An 18,907-nucleotide genomic window follows, 5' to 3' on the forward strand; every position below is an offset into this window, starting at 1 on the left:
TATCATTATTGATCAATTATTTATTATCGATCGTAAATGATAATATTGATACTCACTTCATCAAATCAACGATTCTAAGATAGTCATTAAAATATTGCAAGTTATTAAGAAACACCGATCGACCAAGATAACAAACTTACAATAGAGTTAGTTACTATCATTAAACCAGAAATAGATATGACGATCGCCACTATTAACCCCTTCAATGGAGAAACCCTACAAATTTTTACACCTTTAACCAGTGAAGAAATTAATCAAAAATTGGCTTTAGCCGTCTCCACATTTCAAGACTATCGTCTTACATCTTTAGAATTTCGGGGAGAAAGATTACTCAAAACAGCAGAAATATTGGAAGTAAATAGAGAAAAATATGCCAAGTTAATGACGATAGAAATGGGTAAACCCATTAAACAAGCCGTAGCTGAAATTAATAAATGTGCAGTAGTTTGTCGTTTTTATGCAGAAAATGCCCAAAAATTCCTAACTCCCAAATATATTGACACTGATGCTAGTGAAAGTTTCGTTACTTATCAACCTTTAGGAGCTATTTTAGCCGTAATGCCTTGGAATTTTCCCTTTTGGCAAGTATTTCGTTTCCTTTCTCCCGCTTTGATGGCTGGTAATGTGGGATTGCTTAAACACGCTTCTAATGTGCCTCAATGTGCTTTAGCGATCGAATCTGTGTTATTATCGGCTGGTTTTCCTGAAGGTGTTTTCCAAACTTTATTAATAGAATCCCCTCAAGTTGAAAAGGTGTTAAGGGATAGTCGAGTCAAAGCAGTCACTCTTACCGGTAGCGAATTAGCAGGAAAAAGTGTGGCTTCTATCGCCGGTCAAGAATTAAAGAAATCTGTATTAGAATTAGGTGGTAGTGATCCTTTTATCGTTTTAGATGATGCTAATATCGAGGAGGCCACAGAAGTCGCCGTTACTGCTAGAATGTTGAATAATGGTCAAACTTGCATCGCCGCTAAAAGATTTATTTTACACAACTCGATCGCTGATGAATTTGAAAAATTATTAGTAGAAAAATATCACAATCTCATTCTTGGTGATCCTCTTGAACCTAACACGGATATAGGCCCTTTAGCAACCCCAAACATTCTCAAAGATATTACTCATCAAGTCAGTAAAACGATCGAAATGGGTGGTAAAGTTTTAATTGGTGGACAAACCATAGAAAATAAAGGTAATTTTTATCCCCCCACAATTTTGACGAATATTCCTGTTAATTCCCCTGGCATGATTGAGGAATTTTTTGGGCCTGTAGCGTTATTATTTAGAGTAAATAACCTTCAAGAAGCGATCGAGTTAGCTAATTCAACTATTTTTGGCTTAGGTGCATCAATATGGACAAAAAACGAAGAAAATATTAAAATAGCCGTCAGGGATATAGAAGTGGGAGCATTATTTATCAATGGATTAGTAAAATCCGATCCTCGTTTACCATTTGGTGGCACAAAAAGTTCAGGTTATGGTAGAGAATTAAGTATGGAAGGAATGCACGAATTTGTAAATATTAAGACTGTTTGGCAAAAATAATCAAAATCTATACAGCCCATTTGATATTTACAGTTATATCTTAGGAAGAAAAAGTTTTTTACACAAACGAATACTGAGTAATCATTTTAGAAAAAGATACCAAATGGGTTCTATAAAAGTTACTAAATTACGACAATATCACCATTAGTCAAAGCCAATCCAGTATTCAAAGAGGCAAATTGCACTGCCCCTGTTGCACCATTTCCATCTACATCAAAAAAGAATGCACCATTACTAGAGTTATAGATGAAACGATGAGCAGATGTGGTAGCCGATGAACCAATATGGAATTGATTTACTGGTAAAGTACCCAAGGATAAACCACCGCTAAAACCATTACGACGAATCAAAATAGTATCATCACTAAGATTAAAGTCAGTAATACGGGCGCGCAGCGTGCCTTCGGCATCGATTCCCTCATTAACGGTAGTAAAACGGAAAAAGTCATCCCCAGTACCACCGATAAGACTATCATTTCCTAATCCACCAGTGAGAGTGTCATTACCACCACGTCCATTTAACGTATCATTTCCACTACCACCAGTGAGATGGTTGTCAAGATTATTCCCAGTAATACTATTATTGAGGGTGTTACCAGTACCGTTGATATTTGTTGTTCCTTCTAACACTAGATTTTCGACATTTGTTCCCAGACTGTAGTTAATAGTCGATCGAACTGTATCTGTACCCTCTGTGAGATTTTCAAGGATTCGATCGCCTGAACTGTCCACATAGAAAGTATCATTTCCTGTTCCACCAATCATGGAATCGTTGCCAATACCACCAGTGAGAGTATCATTACCACCACGTCCATTAAGGGTATCATTTCCAGTACTACCATTGAGAAGGTTATTAAAGTTATTCCCCGTGAGACTATTATTGAGGGTGTTTCCTGTGCCGTTGAGATTTCCTGTGCCTTCTAACACTAAATTTTCGACATTTGTGCCTAAAGTGTAAGCAATAGTCGATCGAACTGTATCTGTACCCTCGTTACTATTTTCAAGGATTCGATCGCCTGAACTGTCCACATAGAAAGTATCATTTCCTGTTCCACCAATCATGGAATCGTTGCCAATACCACCAGTGAGAGTATCATTCCCACCACGTCCATTAAGGGTATCATTTCCAGTACCACCATTGAGAAGGTTATTAAAGTTATTCCCCGTGAGACTATTATTGAGGATGTTTCCTGTGCCGTTGAGATTTCCTGTGCCTTCTAACACTAAATTTTCGACATTTGTGCCTAAAGTGTAAGCAATAGTCGATCGAACTGTATCTGTACCCTCTGTGAGATTTTCAAGGATTCGATTACCTGTACTATCCACATAAAAGGTGTCATTTCCCGTACCACCAATGAGAGTGTCGTTGTTATCTCCCCCCGTTAAAGTATCGTTACCATCACCACTAATAATTGTCAGATTGGAATTACTATAACTAACAAAACCATTTTTTAACTTACTGGCATTGATGTTGTCTGCTTTATTCGTTCCATATACCATTAAACGATCGTTTTCTACGAACAAAAAGTAATTCGGTTTTTCCTCTTTAGCACCCCCTTCGGCTGGTTTATTATAAGAAAGTCGCCCTTCATGTTTACTCTTAAATTTATTTGGTGAAAAGTTACTATGGGGTTGATAAGCTAAGACGCATTTAACTTACATTGATTAATTCACCCTTATTCTTAAATTTTTTACTCCAATTAATTACTAAACCTCCTTCATTTAATAAGTAATTTACTGTTTTTTCTAGCTGTTCTTTATTTTCAAAGTTTCTATAAGCTATATATTCCTTTGCCGAATGCCACACTAATTCTATTAAGTTATAATCTGGACTATATACCGGTAAATATTCTAGTCTTATATTCGGTAGATTTTTTTCTATTTTTTCTACTATTTCCTTTTTTTTATGGAAACTTGCGTTGTCTAATATTATGATTATTTTCGGACCACATTCTTTAAAATCTTTTTCATCATTTCCCTTACTTACCCATTCATTTTTTATTTCTTCCCATAACTTTTTTAATTGTTCACAAAACGTTTCTGAATCACCTTTTTTTATTACAAAACATCTTCTTTTTTTATCCGAATATCTTATTCCTCCCATGATATTTACTCTTCCTCTTCTTCTTTCTCCCTTCACCTTTTTTCTTTTTCCTTTTTTCGTCCATGTTTTTCTTCTTATCACCCTTAAACTAAAACCACATTCATGAGGGGCTGTGTGGCGAATTTAGTTCGCCACTTTAAACGCCCCATCCCAAAACCATACTTGAACTAACTCAGGATTCTCTTTACCTATTTCTATGTAATGTTCTAATTTTTCTTTAAATGCTTTTCTTTGTTCTTGATTTTGTTTGTCTTCTAAACTATATTTTCCCCAAATATAACTATACTTTTTTCTTTTTAATATCCTCACTACTTGTGATTTGCTTAATTTAATTCCTGTTTCTTTTTCCAAATGTTCTGATAATCTTTGCCCCGTCCATCGACCAAAATCATATCCAAAATCTTCAGGATTTTTATCAACTACTTCTAATAATCTTTCAATATATTTATCCGTTGCTTTTGTTTGGTTTCCTTTTCTTCTTTTATCTTGCAATGAATCTACATTATTAGGATTACCATGAACTGCCCAGTAAGCCACCGTTTTGGGGGAACAACCCAAAAAAACTGCTATTTCTTGATAATTTTTACCATCATTCTCTAATAAAAATATTAAAATTCTTTCCCTGACTTCCGATCTCTTTTCTATTTTTAAAGCATCTTGTAGATACTTTCTTTCTTCCTCTGACAAAAAATTTTTAGAAGGCATAAATCACACCTAAGTTTTATCTTTTCTGACTTAAATTATATACCAAATCAATGCGTCTTAGCTTAATCGTCTAAAGTGAAAAGGTTATTGACAAATTTAAAGTCATGTTTACTGGGATCAATTAAACTTTGAAACACATCAACAACCCAACCATGCGCCCCACCTCCATCGGTTAATTGATTGAAATTAACTAAAAATGATTCGTCTGCCCAACTGGCAAATTCTTCATTTCCTGCAATACTGGGATCACCTACAAAAGCCCTCGAAAATTGAGCTACATCCTTGAATGGTTTTGGTCGATCGTTTTCATCATTATAACCATCATTATCGAAATCCAAATCATATCCTAAAAAGTCTGGGAAATTTATTTTATTAACTTCTGATGGGGGATCTAATGCGGTGATACTTTTTACCATAGAGTTAGGATCAGGGTTTTCCTCCTTATATAAGGAAGCCAATTCAGAACTAACTAAAGTTCCTAAACTATGACCCACTAAATTAAGTTTTGTAGCATCAGTTAAACCCCAATTTTTCAGGGTTTCTTGGATCTGTTCAGCGAGGGGACGAATCCAACTAGCGGCAATAAAGTTTTCACCCAGTCTCAAAGCAACTGTATCATTGCCTTTATTAGCTGTATGGGCTATTTCTGTCCAATCTAAAGCCAATACAATATCATTCGGTTTAGCTCTGGCTATAGTTTGACCTAACTCTATAAATTGTCCAAAATTTCCATTCCAACCATGAAAGACAAGCCAAACATTTTTACCTGCTGGATAGGATTTTTTTAACTGCTCATCAGAAGTAGAAACAATCTTAAAATTAGCATCTCTGAAAAAGGGATCTTCGATCTTTTCGTGATTAGGAGAGTTTGGATCGCCTCCTGTTACAGTAAAGGAAGTTTCAATATTAATAGGAGTAAGATAATCACTCACGTCTAAGATGACCAAACCACCAGAACCAGAAAGAAAAGCCCGATCTCCCACCACATCTACATCATAAGCATTTCCAGAATACCCAGAATAGCTACCCAACGGAGTGGGTGCAGAGGGATTAGCTATATCTAATATCACTAAACCACCATCATAAGTATAATTGGTAACAAAAGCCCGATCGCCCACCACTTCTACATCCATAGCATACCCAGGAGTATTGTAACTACCCAAGATTGTGGGTGCTGAGGGATTAGCTATGTCTAATATCACTAAATCACCATACCCAGTGGCAACAAAAGCCTGATCGTCCACCACTTTCACATCCAAAAAAGCATACCCAGTATCGTAGCTACCCAAGATTGTGGGTGCAGAGGGATTAGCTATGTCTAATATCACTAAACCATCTCGGCCAGCCACAAAAGCCCGATCGCCTACCACTTCTACATCATGAGCTCTCCCAAAATAGCTACCCAACCTAGTCGGTGGTGAGGGATCAGCTATGTTTAATATCACTAAAGCATCCCGGTCAATCACAAAAGCTAGATCGCCCAACACTTCTACATCCAAAACATACCCAGTATTGTAGCTACCCAAGATTGTGGGTGCTGAGGGATTAGCTATGTTTAATATCACTAAACCACCATCATAACCATAATTGGTAACAAAAGCCCGATCGCCCACCACTTCTACATCAAAAACAGAGGAGGTTGTCCCAGTGTTACTAATTACAATGGGTTGATTAGGATCAGAAATATCTAAAATGAGAAGTCCATTGTTAGCAATATACGCATAATTTCCAATTACCTTGACTGTGGAAAATGCGCCCGCCTGTTCTTCCCCCCATTGTCCAATCACGTTGATGCTTTGTTCGATTTCTATGGCTTCCCCGTCAATGTAGATAATAGCGGTGTCCTCTTCCGCTCTAAGTTTTGATAGTTCATCCTCTGTTAATGTTTTACCTTGCACTAAAGCGGAAAAGATCGCCCCTTCGTCTCCGGGGGTGTCTATAGAGTTAATCTGTGCATCGATGAAGTGTCCGATTTCTTCTAGCAGTACGTTGCGAATAGCTAGGAAAGATTGTTGCTCTAGGAGGGTGGATGATAAATAAATGGTGTTGCTAGTGGCGCTATAAGCTCCTTGAGCGTTGTTGAGAATGGTTGAGGGGAGGATTTGGATTTGAGGGAGGTTGCTGAAGTCTTGGTTACGCCATCGGGAAAAGATGTTATGGGCTTCGGTGGGGTTGTAGTTTTCTCCAAAAGCGGTGGTGAGGATGGTGGGGAGTTCGGGGTTAAGGGAGGCGTTTAGGAGGAGGTTTTGGGCTTCGGTAAGGGCTTGGGTGAGTTTGGTCATGGCGAGGAGATAAATATATTTTATAAATATTTACATACATAAATCTAACACCTTTTCGATCGATCGGATTACCCGGAAGGGTAAGGGTCACGAAATCGTAACATTTTTCTATTTTTGGTGAATAAAATTTGATCAGCTATTATTGATAAACTCTCCCTTTCCATTGTCCACCTTTTCCTTGCCAGTATCTCAAAGCAGAGTCGATCGTCATGAAACTGTATAATAATGCAATAATAGGCAAAAGAAAACAATAGAAAAAGGGCAATTGATAAAGTTTTATAGTAGGATAATAAGTTAAAGCCATCATTAAGAGAATTATTACTCCCATAATAATTAAAGATAACTGAGCAGTCATCAGACCTGTTAAAACAGCGATCGGAACAGTAAAATAAGTAATAGTCATAGCTAAAATTGTACCTATTAACAAAAAACCAGAATAGTTTAATTGAGTAAAAGCAGTACGCGCTACCATATTCCAAATTGGTGTTAGAGTGTCATAACTTCTTAAACTAATAGTTGTATCACTCAACCCTAACCAAATACTGCGATTAGGAGGTAAGGTTTCCTTCACTAATTTGGCTAAAGTACAATCATCAATCAAAGCCTCTTTTAACGCCTCTATACCCCCAATTCTTGTCAAAGCCGATTCTCGAATCAAGATACACCCCCCTGCCGCCGCCGCCACTTTTTTTGTAGAATTGTTGACAAGGGGAAAAGGATATAATTTTTGAAAGAAGAAAATAAAAGCTGGAATTAATAGTTTTTCCCAAAAACTTTCACAGCGTAATTTAACCATTAAAGACACTAAATCAAGATTATCTTTTTCTGCTTTCGCTAATAATTTACTGATATTATTTGTAGAGTGTTTTATATCTGCATCAGTAAATAAAAAATAATTAGTGTTAAAGTGCTGTTTTGCCCAAGTAATTCCTTGAGACATTGCCCATAATTTCCCACTCCATCCTAAAGGTAATGGTTGTCCTTTAATAATAGTTAATTGATCTTCTTTGTTATTATTTGTAGCAGTTTTTTGCGCTATTTCACCAGTATTATCTTCACTCTGATCATCAACTAAAATAATATTTAGATTTCCTTGATAATTTTGATTTAATAAAGAATTAAGACTATTAGAGATATTTTCAGCTTCATTTCTTGCAGGTATAATTACAGTAACAGAAGGATAAATATCTAAGGATAATTCTTCTAAATTTTGATTACACAACCAAAAATCGCCTCTTGCTAAAATTAAATAAACCCAAATTATGAATGATAAACTTAGTAAAAAAAATAACATAACTGGTCAGGTTAAAATCATCTGTAACTATCGGTTTCTATTTTACGTTTAAATGGTAATTTTGCATAAAAAAATAAGGGGACGATCGTCCCCCCGTTGTCAGGTTAAATTAAATTAAGTTAACCCAAAATATTCAGAAGATAATTAGGTAATTACATTAAACCTAATTGAGCCAAAATACCTTTACCAGTCAATAATTCGGTAGCAATACCAATTAAAAATCCTAACATTGCTAAACGACCGTTCCAGTTTTCAGCAAAAGCAGTGAATCCTACTTTAGTTTCTTTGTTTTCCATGACTTGTGTCTCCTATATATTAAAATTGCATTGGTGTCAAACAATATAAATCTAATTTAACATAAGTTTTCAAAGTTGACAATAAAACTTTACATTTTGATCAAAATTATTGAGGATTGGTTATATTAGCGTTATTTAAGTATTAAAAAGATTACTTTAAAATCTAAACTCTGAATATAAGTTTCTCCCTTGCCATTGCCTATTTATGAAATAATTGAAGGTGAAAAATTTTTAAAAAACTGATTATATATGAAACTTACTCCGTGGAAAAAGATAGTTAAAATAGCTATTACCACAATTTCTATTTTTATCATCTCGATCGCATTTAACCCATTAGGTTTACAAAATGCTCATGCTGTATTAGCTCAAGGAGATGCGATTACTGATCCTAATGCAATTTTACGCTATGCTTTACCGATCGATAATGATATTGTCCGTCAAATTCAGGGGGATATTGAGAAAATTGCCAAAGATTTAAGAGCAAAACGTTGGCCTTTAGTAGCTAAAAGAGTTAAAAATGCAGGTTTTTTACTAAACTTACACCAAAATGATCTTGTTACCAGCGTACCAGAAGAATTGCAACCAAGAGCAAAAGAATTAGTTTCTGCAATGACGGAAGATGTGGCAAAACTTCAGGAATTAATTGAAAAAGAAGATAGAGAACAAATTTATTCTATCAGAGCTGAAATTTTAGATAATATTACTGAGTTAGAGCAGGATATGGTTACAGGATTTCCTTTTACTGTACCTGAAGAATATGCTAACCTACCTCAGTTATTAGGTCGAGCAAAAGTCGAAGTACAAACCTCTCAAGGCAATTTAGTTATTGTTGTGGATGGCTATAGTGCTCCCGTCACAGGTGGAAACTTTATTGACTTAGTGCAACGGAAATTTTATGATGGTTTACCTTTTTCTCGGGCTGAAGATTTTTATGTAATTCAAACAGGTGATCCTATTGGCGAAGAAGAAGGATTTATCGATCCTACAACTCAAGAATATAGAGCAATACCTTTTGAAGTATTAGTAAAAGGAGAATCTGAACCCATTTATGGTTTAACGACAGAAGATTTAGGATTGTATTTAGCTCAGCCTGTGTTACCTTTTAACGCTTATGGAGCAGTCGCTTTAGCTCGTCCTACAACTGATCCTAATGGTGGTTCATCTCAGTTTTTCTTCTTCAAATTTGACAATGAAGTAACACCTCCCGGATATAATCTGATGGATGGTAGATTTGCTGTTTTTGGCTATGTAACAGAAGGTGCAGAGGTATTAGATAAACTAACCGCAGAAGATAAAATTATTTCTATGCAAGTTATTGAAGGACAAGAAAACCTCAAAACTAATTAGGGGTTACTCAAAAAGTCTTTTGATGAGGAATAGGTATTAGGTATTGGGTATTAGGTTAAATAATGAAAAATTAAGGTTTTGAGATTATCTGTATGTAGTGCACAAAGAGATTTCAAAAAATAGGGTCAAAAATGCTGAGTTTTTGACTAAAATTGTTAAAATTGCACACTTTTTTGTTAGTGTAATATGCCTAAATCCTTGATTTTTATAGTTTTCTGATTCATTCACCACCCCGTAATTAAGAATCAGGAGAGAGGAGAAATACTTAATATAGTCATTTCAGTTAACTTTGAGACGGTTTGTTAACCTGAAATGTCGATTTAGTAACACTAACAGGATTTGACAATGTCTCATTCTTATTTGAAATTACGATAAAATCATGGAATATAACTTACCTTGTCAACGTTGGAAATTTTATTCTCAAAATCCCACTTTAGTTAATCAGTTAGTTGAGAGATTGGGGTTATCTTCTATTGTTGCTCAGGTTATTATCAACCGTGGCATGGTTAATGTCGATGATGTACAAAGTTATGTTAATCCTGAAATTATTAATTTACCTTCTCCTCTCACAGAATTTCCTGATTTACCTAAAAGTATCGAAATTCTCAAAAATACGATCGAGTCTAAGCAAAAAATAGCTATTTGTGGAGACTATGATGCTGATGGCATGACAAGCACCGCCTTATTATTGAGAGGTTTAAGGCATTTGGGGGCAAAAGTTGACTATGCTATTCCTAGTCGGATGAAAGATGGCTATGGTATCAATAAACGTATTGTAGAGGAATTTAAAGAAGAAGGAGTGAGTTTAGTTTTAACCGTTGATAACGGTATTTCTGCCTATGATGCGATCGCAAGAGCTAAAGAATTAGGATTACAAGTAATTATTACTGATCATCACGATTTACCATTAAAATTACCTCCCGCCGATGCCATTTTGAACCCGAAATTATTACCAAAAACTTCCCCTTATTATGGTTTAGCCGGGGTAGGAGTTGCCTATGTTTTAGCTGTCACCCTTGCCCAAAATTTGAACAAATTACAAGGATTGACCAAACCTCTTTTAGAATTATATACCGTAGGCACGATCGCTGATATGGCACCCTTAACGGGGGTGAATCGCCGTTGGTTAAAAAGAGGACTGAAATTATTATCAAAATCAGATATTTTAGGTATCAAATCTTTAATTACTTTGGCTGAAGTTGACGGCAAAAAAAAACAATTAAATTCTGATGATATAGGTTTTAAAATCGGGCCAAGAATTAATACGATAGGAAGACTAGATGATCCACAAATTGTTATAGAATTACTGACTACCGATGATGAAAAAGTAGCTATCACAAGGGCAATGCAATGTAATCAATCGAATCAAACTCGTCAAAATTTAACTAAACAAATTGAGCAAGAAGCGATTAAAATAATTGAGGAAAAACAGATAAATTGGCAAGACGATCGACTTTTATTAATTGTTCATGAAAATTGGCATCATGGAATCATCGGATTAGTTGCATCTCGTTTATTAGAAAAATATGGAGTACCTGTTTTTATCGGTACTTATGAGGAAGACAATCCAGAATTAATAAGAGGTTCAGCTAGAGGCATTGAGGAATTTAATATTTTTTCGGCACTGCAATATTGTGATGATTTATTAAGTAAATATGGAGGACATAAAGCGGCGGGGGGTTTTGGTTTTCCTACTAAAAATTTGCCCTTAATTCACGATCGTTTAAGAGAATTTGCTCATCAAACTTTAATACCAGAATATTTAAAACCTTTAATTAAAATAGATACAGAAATTAGTTTTAAAGATATTACTTTTCAGTTATTAAAAGAAATAGATAGTTTATATCCTTGGGGTATTGAAAATAATGAACCTATTTTTTCTAGTTTGAATGTCAAAGTATCTTCTCAACAATTAACAAAAACAGGGGAACATTTACAACTTAAATTTGTACAAGATGATATAGAATTAAAAGCGATCGCTTGGCGTTGGAATCAGTATTATCCTTTACCACCAACGATCGATATAGCCTATAAAATTAAAGAAAATGATTGGAATGGGAATAAATCAATTCAACTAGACATTGTAGGGGTAAGAAAAAGTTAATTTTGTCATTGATCATTAGTCATTGTTAATTGTTAAGGTTGAACCCTTTGTGTCTAAATCTAAACAACGAACATCGGCATTAACACCCAAATCACCCCATGTTGTTTTAATCCCCGTCATAACTTTTTCAGCGTTGATACTAGAAGATAAAGCTAATAAAGTAGGGCCAGCACCACTAATCACCATACCATAACCATCAGCTTTGATTACTGCTTTATAAATGTCGTCATAACCTTTGATGAGGCTTTTGCGGTAAGGTTGATGTAATTTATCTTTTAAGGCTTCTTTTAACCAATTTTCGTTTCCTGTTTCTAAACCTTTAATCAATAAACCCAAATGGGCAATATTATATACAGCGTCATGATAACTTAATTGTTTCGGTAAAACTGCCCTAGCGGATTCTGTTGAGAGTTCAAAATCGGGTATTCCTAGGATGAATTTTATATCTTGATGACAGTTTATCGGTACAAATTGCCAGTTATTTTTTTCTCCCACAGATAAAATACAATTACCTAAAAAAGCAGGTACAACATTATCTGGATGTCCTTCTAGTTCGATCGCTAAATCGATTAATTCTGATGAAGATAACTTGTTTGTGGAGTAGTAATTAGCGGCTAACAATCCAGCGACGATCGCAGTAGCGGAACTACCCAAACCCCTTGCTAAAGGTACATTAATTTTAATTTTGATGTCAACATAAGGAGGAGTTATACCCGTATGATGATAGAAATGCAGAAAAGACTTATAGAGTAAATTATCCTCACTCAAACTAATTTTTTCAGCCCCATCACCTACCACGGTAAAAGATGTTTTATTCTCATCCAACGAAAACTCAAACTCATTATAAAAACTTAACGCAGTACCAATACAATCAAAACCAGAACCCAAATTAGCAGTAGTAGCCGGGACTTGAACCAAAATAGAATTAGAAGAATCCATAATCAATTTATCATAAAGCACAATTATTAATTATCAATTATCGATCGATCTCTTGCAAAATAAAAATAACGTTTTCTGGTTTCTGAATCTCTGGGATATTGTTTAAAAGGATAACAAACATAATATATTTATCTGAGTTCGATTGAATGTTGAGAAAAATTAGATCTATAGCAATTTGTGATATTATTTTTTAGTGCCTAAGTGGAAAAAGATTTATTCTGCACCATTCAGGAGTAAAATAAATAAACCATTTGTAAAGAAGATTAGCCATATAAGGCATGGTTTGGTTACAGAAATTGTTTACAAAAACTGAAAATGAGAATGATCTCTCCGACAAAAACTACGGGAGGGATTGGGTAACACTTGATCCTGAAATCTTTGGTCGCAGTAAAATTTACTTTAGTACGAATCAAGACATCGATTTGTACGAATTAGAAGAATTATGCGACTCCGTCGGATGGGCAAGAAGACCGTTAAGAAAAGTCCGAAAAGCATTAGATAATAGCTATTTAGTGGCTTCTGCTTGGGAAGTACGAGGTGCGAGAACTGTTTTAATTGGTTTTGCCCGTGCTACATCTGATCATGCCTTTAACGCTACTATTTGGGATGTGGTGATACACCCTCGTTTTCAAAATAAGGGATTAGGCAAAATTTTTATGAAATATATGATTAAGAAACTTCGTGCTGATGATATTAGTAACGTTACCTTATTTGCCGATCCTCATGTGATAGAGTTTTACCGTCGCTTAGGTTTTGTATTAGATCCCGAAGGGATTAAAGGTATGTTTTTGTATCCTGATTAAAATTATTCTGTAGTGTATAAATTTATTAATAAGCTAAGACGCATTTAAGCTCCATATAATTTTGTTACTGATAAATAAATCTGCCCTGTGTGTGCCTCATTTACAATCTAAATGTGTTTGCGACTTACTATTATCTATTCCTCGTTTTCACCAATAATTTTATACTTCACTGAGGAAAAATTTATTTCTAACTTTCTTTGGAATACTGTTTCTCAACTTATTATAATTGGAAATAGCCTCGGTTTACTAGGAGCGAATAAACATGGTTACTCCTATCACATACAGGATTCAGCTTGTAATTATCTGAATATTCGTTCTCCATATCAGTTTGACTACGAGGCTATCTAAAAATAGTGAGAGGCAAAAACTGTGAAGTGGCAACAAGAAATTATTATCAAAGATACTCACAGGGGAATTTATTATAAAGATGGTGTTTTTGTTAAAATTTTAAACGCTGGTAGATATGTTATTCCTCCTCATATTAATTGGGGAATTTGGCGTACTCCCAAAATAGAAATAACTCTAGTCGATATTCGGGAAAGAGATTTAACCATTAAGGGGCAAGAAATTTTAACCGCTGATAAAGTAGCCATTCGAGTTAGTATTATTGTTCAATTTCGAGTTGTTGATGCCCGTGCCGCCATTCATGAAGTAGAAAACTATGAAAATCGTCTTTATAGTGATGTACAATTAGCGGCGAGACGCTCTTTAGCTTCTATGTCTCTGGAGCAGATTTTAACTAATCGTAATCAACTTAGTGAAGATATTTTACAAGATGTTCAAGAAGTGGCAAGTCGTTATGGTATTTCCATTTTAAGAGCGGATGTGAAAGATTTAATCTTCCCTGGTAATTTGCAGGAAATTATGAACAAGGTTTTAGCTACTGAGCGTTTAAGCCAAGCACAATTAGTCGAAGCCCGTACCAAAGCTGAAGTTAAGAAAATTGAAGCTCAAGCACAACAAGAAATAAGACAACTACAAACAGAGGCGGAAATTATATCTAAACAAAAAACCGCTACTCAGGAAGCTGAAATTCAACAGATTAAAACTCAAGCCATTATTGATAGTTTAAAACAATTGGAATCCGTGGCGATCGCTTATAGTAATCATCCAGCATTACTAAGGTTACAAGAATTGGAAATGTTGAAAGAATTAGCTAACAATAGTAATGCTCAAATTTATTTTAATTCAGATAATTTCCCTACTAAAAAGTAAATTAAACAGTTTCACTACTCTATTTAATTATGAATCAAATTACTACGTTATCGGGAAAAAAAGCAAGTATTCTCGGTTTGGGAAGTAATACTAAAATGGATTATCAATGTATTTTTCAGGCTTATCAAGGAGGAATTAATTACTTCTTTTTTTATAACCTTGATTCTACTCATTTGATTAATGAATGTGCTAAATTAGCTCAAAATTATCGTCAAGAAATAATAATTGCAACGGGTAGTGAGCAGAGAAATATTCAAGATTTAGATAACTATAGAATTAATTTTTGTCAACAGTTAAATATAAAAATAATTGATGTTTTTTTATTAGAATATATCTCTTTTCAAGATGATGTGTTAAAAGTAGAAAAATTATTAAATCAATTACATGATTGGAAAAAACAAGGTTTAATTCGTTATTTTGGAATTACTACTCACGATCGAGATTTAGCAGTAAAGTTTCTTGAAAATAGTAATATTGATATATTAATGCACCGTTATAATATGGCACATCGACAACCAGAAAAACAAGTATTTCCTACTGCTATTGCTAATAAAATTCCTGTAATAAGTTTTACTGCTACTCGTTGGGGTTCACTTTTAAAAGGTGATTTTAATGGTCAATTTAAAACACCAAAAGCAATAGATTGTTATCGTTTTGTTTTACAAAATTCTGCCATAAGTTTAACTTTAACTTCCCCAAAAATATTAGAAGAATTAAACGAAAATTTAGCAATATTTAATAATATGAATATGAATAAAGATGAATATGATTTATGGCAAAAATACGGTGACTTAATTTATGGTGAAGGGAATGATAGTTTTGAAACTCAATGGTTATAGTTAATAGAAAATATATTTTAATCTTCATAATCTAAAACAAGCAAATTAAAATTTGAAAAATGCGTACTAATTCAATTCAATTACCAGTAATTCCTATCATCAATGAATTAATCAAAAATAATCCTGAGACTATTTCATTGGGGCAAGGAGTTGTTTTTTATCCTCCTCCTGCTGAAGCCTTTCATCACATAAATAATTTTCATCACAATCCCCAAAATAATCTATATCAATCAGTACAAGGAATTCCACTTTTATTAGCACAAATAAAGCAAAAATTAGCGTTAGATAATAATATTTTAGTTGACGATCGATCGTCAATTTTTGTTACGGCAGGTTCTAATATGGCTTTCATGAATGCAATTTTAGCTATCACTAATCCTGAAGATGAAATAATTATTTTATCTCCCTATTATTTTAATCATGAAATGGCTATTAGATTAGCAAATTGTACACCGATAATTGTAGAAACAGATGAACAATATCAACCAGATATTAATAAAATTTTAACTGCTATCACCCCAAAAACTAAAGCTATTGTTACTATTTCCCCTAATAATCCCACAGGTGTTGTTTATTCTAAAAATGATTTATTAAAGATTAATAATATTTGTCGAGAAAAAGGGATTTATCATATTAGTGATGAGGCTTATGAATATTTTACTTATAATGATGTTAAACATTATTCCCCTGCCTCTTTTCCTAATAGTTATAATCATACAATTTCCTTATTTAGCTTATCAAAAGCTTATGGTTTTGCTAGTTGGAGAATTGGGTATATGCTAATTCCAAAACACTTAGAAATGGGTATCAAAAAAGTTCAAGATACTATCTTAATTTGTCCTCCAGTTATTTCTCAATATGCCGCATTAGGTGCATTAAAAATAGGTATTAGTTATTGTCAAAAATATTTATCAGACGTTAATAAAGTCAGAGAAAAAATGTTAAATTCTCTACAAGAAATTAGTGATATTTGTCAAGTTAGTAATTCGGATGGAGCTTTTTATTTTTTTCTGAAAATTAATACTGAAATGAACTCTTTTGATTTGACAAAAAAATTAATAGAAAATTATCAAGTAGCAGTGATACCGGGTACAACTTTTGGTGTTGAGAATAAATGTTGTCTAAGGGTTGCTTATGGTTTATTAAACTATGAAACTGCATCAATCGGAATTAATAGATTAGTTGAAGGTTTATCGAAACTAGCCCTTAAAAGCGATTAATGTGAGAAAAAGATGATTTATTGAGATAATAAGAGCAAGTTATGATTCAATAATTTCGAGAATAAAAGTATTATGGTAAAAAATAAAGTATTATCTTGGCTAACTATAATTATATTTAGTGTTATTTTAGTAGGTTGTAATGATTCGATCGAGAGTGTACAGGCTTTTAATAGTGATTCTAAACCCCCTATTCCCAATGTAGAAAATATAGCAGAAGTTGCCCCTCCCTTACTAATTCAACAACTTAACGAGAATTTTGCCCAAACTCAACCACAGGTAAAAATTCTTAGTCCTCAAAATGATGAAGTTTTAAATACTAATAATGTATCTGTTGACTTAGAAGTGAAAGGATTAGATATATTTAAAAATGAGGAATTACAAATGGGTCCTCATTTACACTTTTTCGTTGATGATAAACCCTATCAGGCTATTTATAGTACAGCAAACTCGATCGAATTAACAGATTTAGCACCCGGTACTCATACTATCAGAGTTTTTGCTTCTCGTCCTTGGCATGAAAGTTTCAAAAATGAAGGAGCTTACGCCCAAACTACTTTTCATGTTTTCACTGCCACCGAAGACAATAACCCCGCCCAAAACCAACCATTGCTTACCTATAGTCGTCCTCAAGGAGTCTATTCTGCTGAACCGATTATGTTAGACTTTTATTTAACTAACACCCCTCTCCATGTAGTCGCCACAGAAAACCCTAATGATGAAATTGTTGATTGGCGTATTCGAGTAACTATCAATGGGGAATCTTTTTTATTAGATACATGGCAACCGATTTATTTGACTGGTTTTAATAAAGGACAAAACTGGGTTAAATTAGAATTTATTGATGAAAATGGTAATGTTATCAAAAATGCGTTTAATAGTACAGTAAGAGTAATTGATTTTCAGCCGAAAGTTAAAGATACTTTAGCTAAATTAGTTACCAATAAGATTAGTTTAACCAAAGCCCAAGCTATTACTATTAAAGATTATCCAATAACAGAAGAAGAAGTTACTCCAGAGGAGACAAAAGTTGAAGAAGTTACTCCAGAGGAAATAAAAATCGAAGAAGTTACTCCAGAGGAAATAAAAATCGAAGAAGTTACTCCAGAGGAAATAAAAATCGAAGAAGTTACTCCAGAGGAAATCAAAGTTGAAGAAGCTACTCCAGAGGAAATCAAAGTCGAAGAAGTTACTCCAGAGGAAATCAAAGTTGAAGAAGTTACTCCAGAGGAAATCAAAGTCGAAAAAAATTAATGGTGCATTTTATGTTTCTCAAAGCTATGGTAATAATGGTTTAAACCCATTGCCTCTATACAATTAATTTTGTGTTAGTACTTATTAACTAAAAAGTTTACATAAATTGATTCCCCTTTCTTTGATAATAGGGGTTTCAGCTATTTTTATGGTGTTGATGTAAATGCCTGAATCTGAGGAAATTTCAAGGAGTTTTTGATTAAAAATTTTTCAAAGTAACGTTAATTGATGAAAACTAATCATAATAATCCGTATTTTAATTATATTTTGATATTTAACTAAACCTATTTAAAAACTCATTTATTGTGATAATTTCGATGTTTCTAAAGGGATGTAAAATTAATAAATCATTATCTCCAGTAATAATAAAATCTGCTTTACCACTAACTGCTAATTCTAAAAATTTATTGTCTTTAACATCTCGACAAATAGTAATTGTTTCTATAATATTTATAGATTCCGATTCTAATTTTAGTTTATTGAGAAATTCTATACGGGTTTCCGGCAAAACATATTTATCAAATTTAGGACGTTTTAGTATTTCTTTTAATTCTGCAAAAGTTGTATCCGAAAACAATATTTGTCCTAATTCTTGTGCTTTTTTATAGGCATAATCTGGTTTTGATAAGCGGATAAGAATAGCACTTACTAATATATTTGTATCAAATATGAATCTCAATTTAGCCATTTTCCAAAATATCTTGTAAAATTTCTTCGGTTAAGCCATTAGTTGTCGCTTGTTGTTGCATATCTGCGATTATTTCATCGATCGATCGATCTTGTATAATATCTTTTAACCAATTACTAAATAAGTTTTCGATTTGCTGACGTTTAATCGGTGTTATTTTTTTATAGGCTTTAGCTACTTCTTTCTCAACCTGAATAGTGATTGTGTCCATATTTTACTCCTTTTTAAATCCAGTTTATATTTATTGTATCTTAGCAATTTTTTTTGTTATTTAAAACA

Annotated in this window: 15 protein-coding genes and 1 pseudogene; 8 read left to right on the plus strand and 8 right to left on the minus strand. The window is 33.7% G+C overall.

Features of this window, described 5'->3' with window-relative positions; all coding sequences use genetic code 11:
• Positions 1–177 precede the first annotated feature (177 nt).
• On the plus strand, positions 178–1,542 hold the full coding sequence (locus tag GM3709_RS14660) for an NAD-dependent succinate-semialdehyde dehydrogenase (RefSeq protein WP_066120740.1): 1,365 nt from the start codon (positions 178–180) through the stop codon (positions 1,540–1,542).
• 122 nt (positions 1,543–1,664) lie between these two features.
• On the opposite strand, the gene GM3709_RS20260 is transcribed toward GM3709_RS14660, so the two are convergent.
• The 5 genes and pseudogenes from GM3709_RS20260 to GM3709_RS14690 form a co-directional block, all read right to left on the minus strand.
• Positions 1,665–3,065, minus strand: coding sequence for a calcium-binding protein (locus tag GM3709_RS20260; protein ID WP_197671842.1), 1,401 nt, complete (start codon positions 3,063–3,065; stop codon positions 1,665–1,667).
• 127 nt (positions 3,066–3,192) lie between these two features.
• A pseudogene (locus GM3709_RS19310) lies at positions 3,193–4,350 on the minus strand (IS630 family transposase).
• A 62-nt stretch (positions 4,351–4,412) separates the two neighbouring features.
• Positions 4,413–6,632, minus strand: coding sequence for an alpha/beta fold hydrolase (locus GM3709_RS14680; protein WP_066120744.1), 2,220 nt, complete (start codon positions 6,630–6,632; stop codon positions 4,413–4,415).
• A 139-nt stretch (positions 6,633–6,771) separates the two neighbouring features.
• Positions 6,772–7,926 carry a glycosyltransferase gene (locus GM3709_RS14685; protein ID WP_066120746.1) on the minus strand — a complete coding sequence of 385 codons (1,155 nt, stop codon included), beginning with the start codon at positions 7,924–7,926 and terminating at the stop codon, positions 6,772–6,774.
• A 152-nt stretch (positions 7,927–8,078) separates the two neighbouring features.
• On the minus strand, positions 8,079–8,222 hold the full coding sequence (locus GM3709_RS14690; RefSeq protein WP_066120748.1) for a high light inducible protein: 144 nt from the start codon (positions 8,220–8,222) through the stop codon (positions 8,079–8,081).
• 249 nt (positions 8,223–8,471) lie between these two features.
• On the opposite strand from GM3709_RS14690, the gene GM3709_RS14695 reads away from it, so the two are divergent.
• Together GM3709_RS14695 and recJ are read left to right on the plus strand one after the other, a co-directional pair.
• A complete protein-coding gene (locus GM3709_RS14695; RefSeq protein WP_066120750.1) occupies positions 8,472–9,569 on the plus strand; it encodes a peptidylprolyl isomerase in 1,098 nt (365 codons plus the stop codon).
• Between the two features lie 379 nt (positions 9,570–9,948).
• Complete coding sequence (gene recJ, locus GM3709_RS14700) at positions 9,949–11,673, plus strand: single-stranded-DNA-specific exonuclease RecJ (RefSeq protein WP_066120752.1); 1,725 nt, start codon at positions 9,949–9,951, stop codon at positions 11,671–11,673.
• 15 nt (positions 11,674–11,688) lie between these two features.
• Here the strand turns inward: recJ and thrB are convergent, their stop codons facing one another.
• Positions 11,689–12,612 carry a homoserine kinase gene (gene thrB, locus GM3709_RS14705; protein WP_066120754.1) on the minus strand — a complete coding sequence of 308 codons (924 nt, stop codon included), beginning with the start codon at positions 12,610–12,612 and terminating at the stop codon, positions 11,689–11,691.
• A 278-nt stretch (positions 12,613–12,890) separates the two neighbouring features.
• On the opposite strand from thrB, the gene GM3709_RS14710 reads away from it, so the two are divergent.
• The 5 genes from GM3709_RS14710 to GM3709_RS14730 all read left to right on the plus strand — a co-directional run bounded on the left by GM3709_RS14710 (position 12,891) and on the right by GM3709_RS14730 (position 17,940).
• On the plus strand, positions 12,891–13,415 hold the full coding sequence (locus tag GM3709_RS14710; RefSeq protein WP_066120756.1) for a GNAT family N-acetyltransferase: 525 nt from the start codon (positions 12,891–12,893) through the stop codon (positions 13,413–13,415).
• A 369-nt stretch (positions 13,416–13,784) separates the two neighbouring features.
• Positions 13,785–14,630, plus strand: a complete 846-nt coding sequence (locus GM3709_RS14715; RefSeq protein WP_066120758.1) for an SPFH domain-containing protein — start codon at positions 13,785–13,787, stop codon at positions 14,628–14,630.
• Between the two features lie 29 nt (positions 14,631–14,659).
• Positions 14,660–15,469, plus strand: coding sequence for an aldo/keto reductase (locus tag GM3709_RS19315; RefSeq protein ID WP_071828055.1), 810 nt, complete (start codon positions 14,660–14,662; stop codon positions 15,467–15,469).
• 59 nt (positions 15,470–15,528) lie between these two features.
• The gene (locus tag GM3709_RS14725; protein WP_066120760.1) at positions 15,529–16,689 is read left to right on the plus strand and encodes a pyridoxal phosphate-dependent aminotransferase; all 1,161 of its coding nucleotides are present in this window, start codon (positions 15,529–15,531) and stop codon (positions 16,687–16,689) included.
• A gap of 72 nt (positions 16,690–16,761) precedes the next feature.
• A complete protein-coding gene (locus GM3709_RS14730) occupies positions 16,762–17,940 on the plus strand; it encodes a hypothetical protein (protein WP_066120762.1) in 1,179 nt (392 codons plus the stop codon).
• Between the two features lie 274 nt (positions 17,941–18,214).
• On the opposite strand, the gene GM3709_RS14735 is transcribed toward GM3709_RS14730, so the two are convergent.
• Both GM3709_RS14735 and GM3709_RS14740 read right to left on the minus strand, forming a co-directional pair.
• Entirely contained in the window at positions 18,215–18,628 is a 414-nt protein-coding gene (locus GM3709_RS14735; protein WP_066120764.1) for a putative toxin-antitoxin system toxin component, PIN family, read from the minus strand.
• A complete protein-coding gene (locus GM3709_RS14740; RefSeq protein ID WP_066120766.1) occupies positions 18,621–18,839 on the minus strand; it encodes a hypothetical protein in 219 nt (72 codons plus the stop codon). Before GM3709_RS14740 ends, GM3709_RS14735 begins: the two co-directional genes overlap by 8 nt.
• Positions 18,840–18,907 lie beyond the last annotated feature (68 nt).

It is taken from the genome of Geminocystis sp. NIES-3709 (assembly GCF_001548115.1).
Taxonomy (GTDB): Bacteria; Cyanobacteriota; Cyanobacteriia; order Cyanobacteriales; family Cyanobacteriaceae; genus Geminocystis.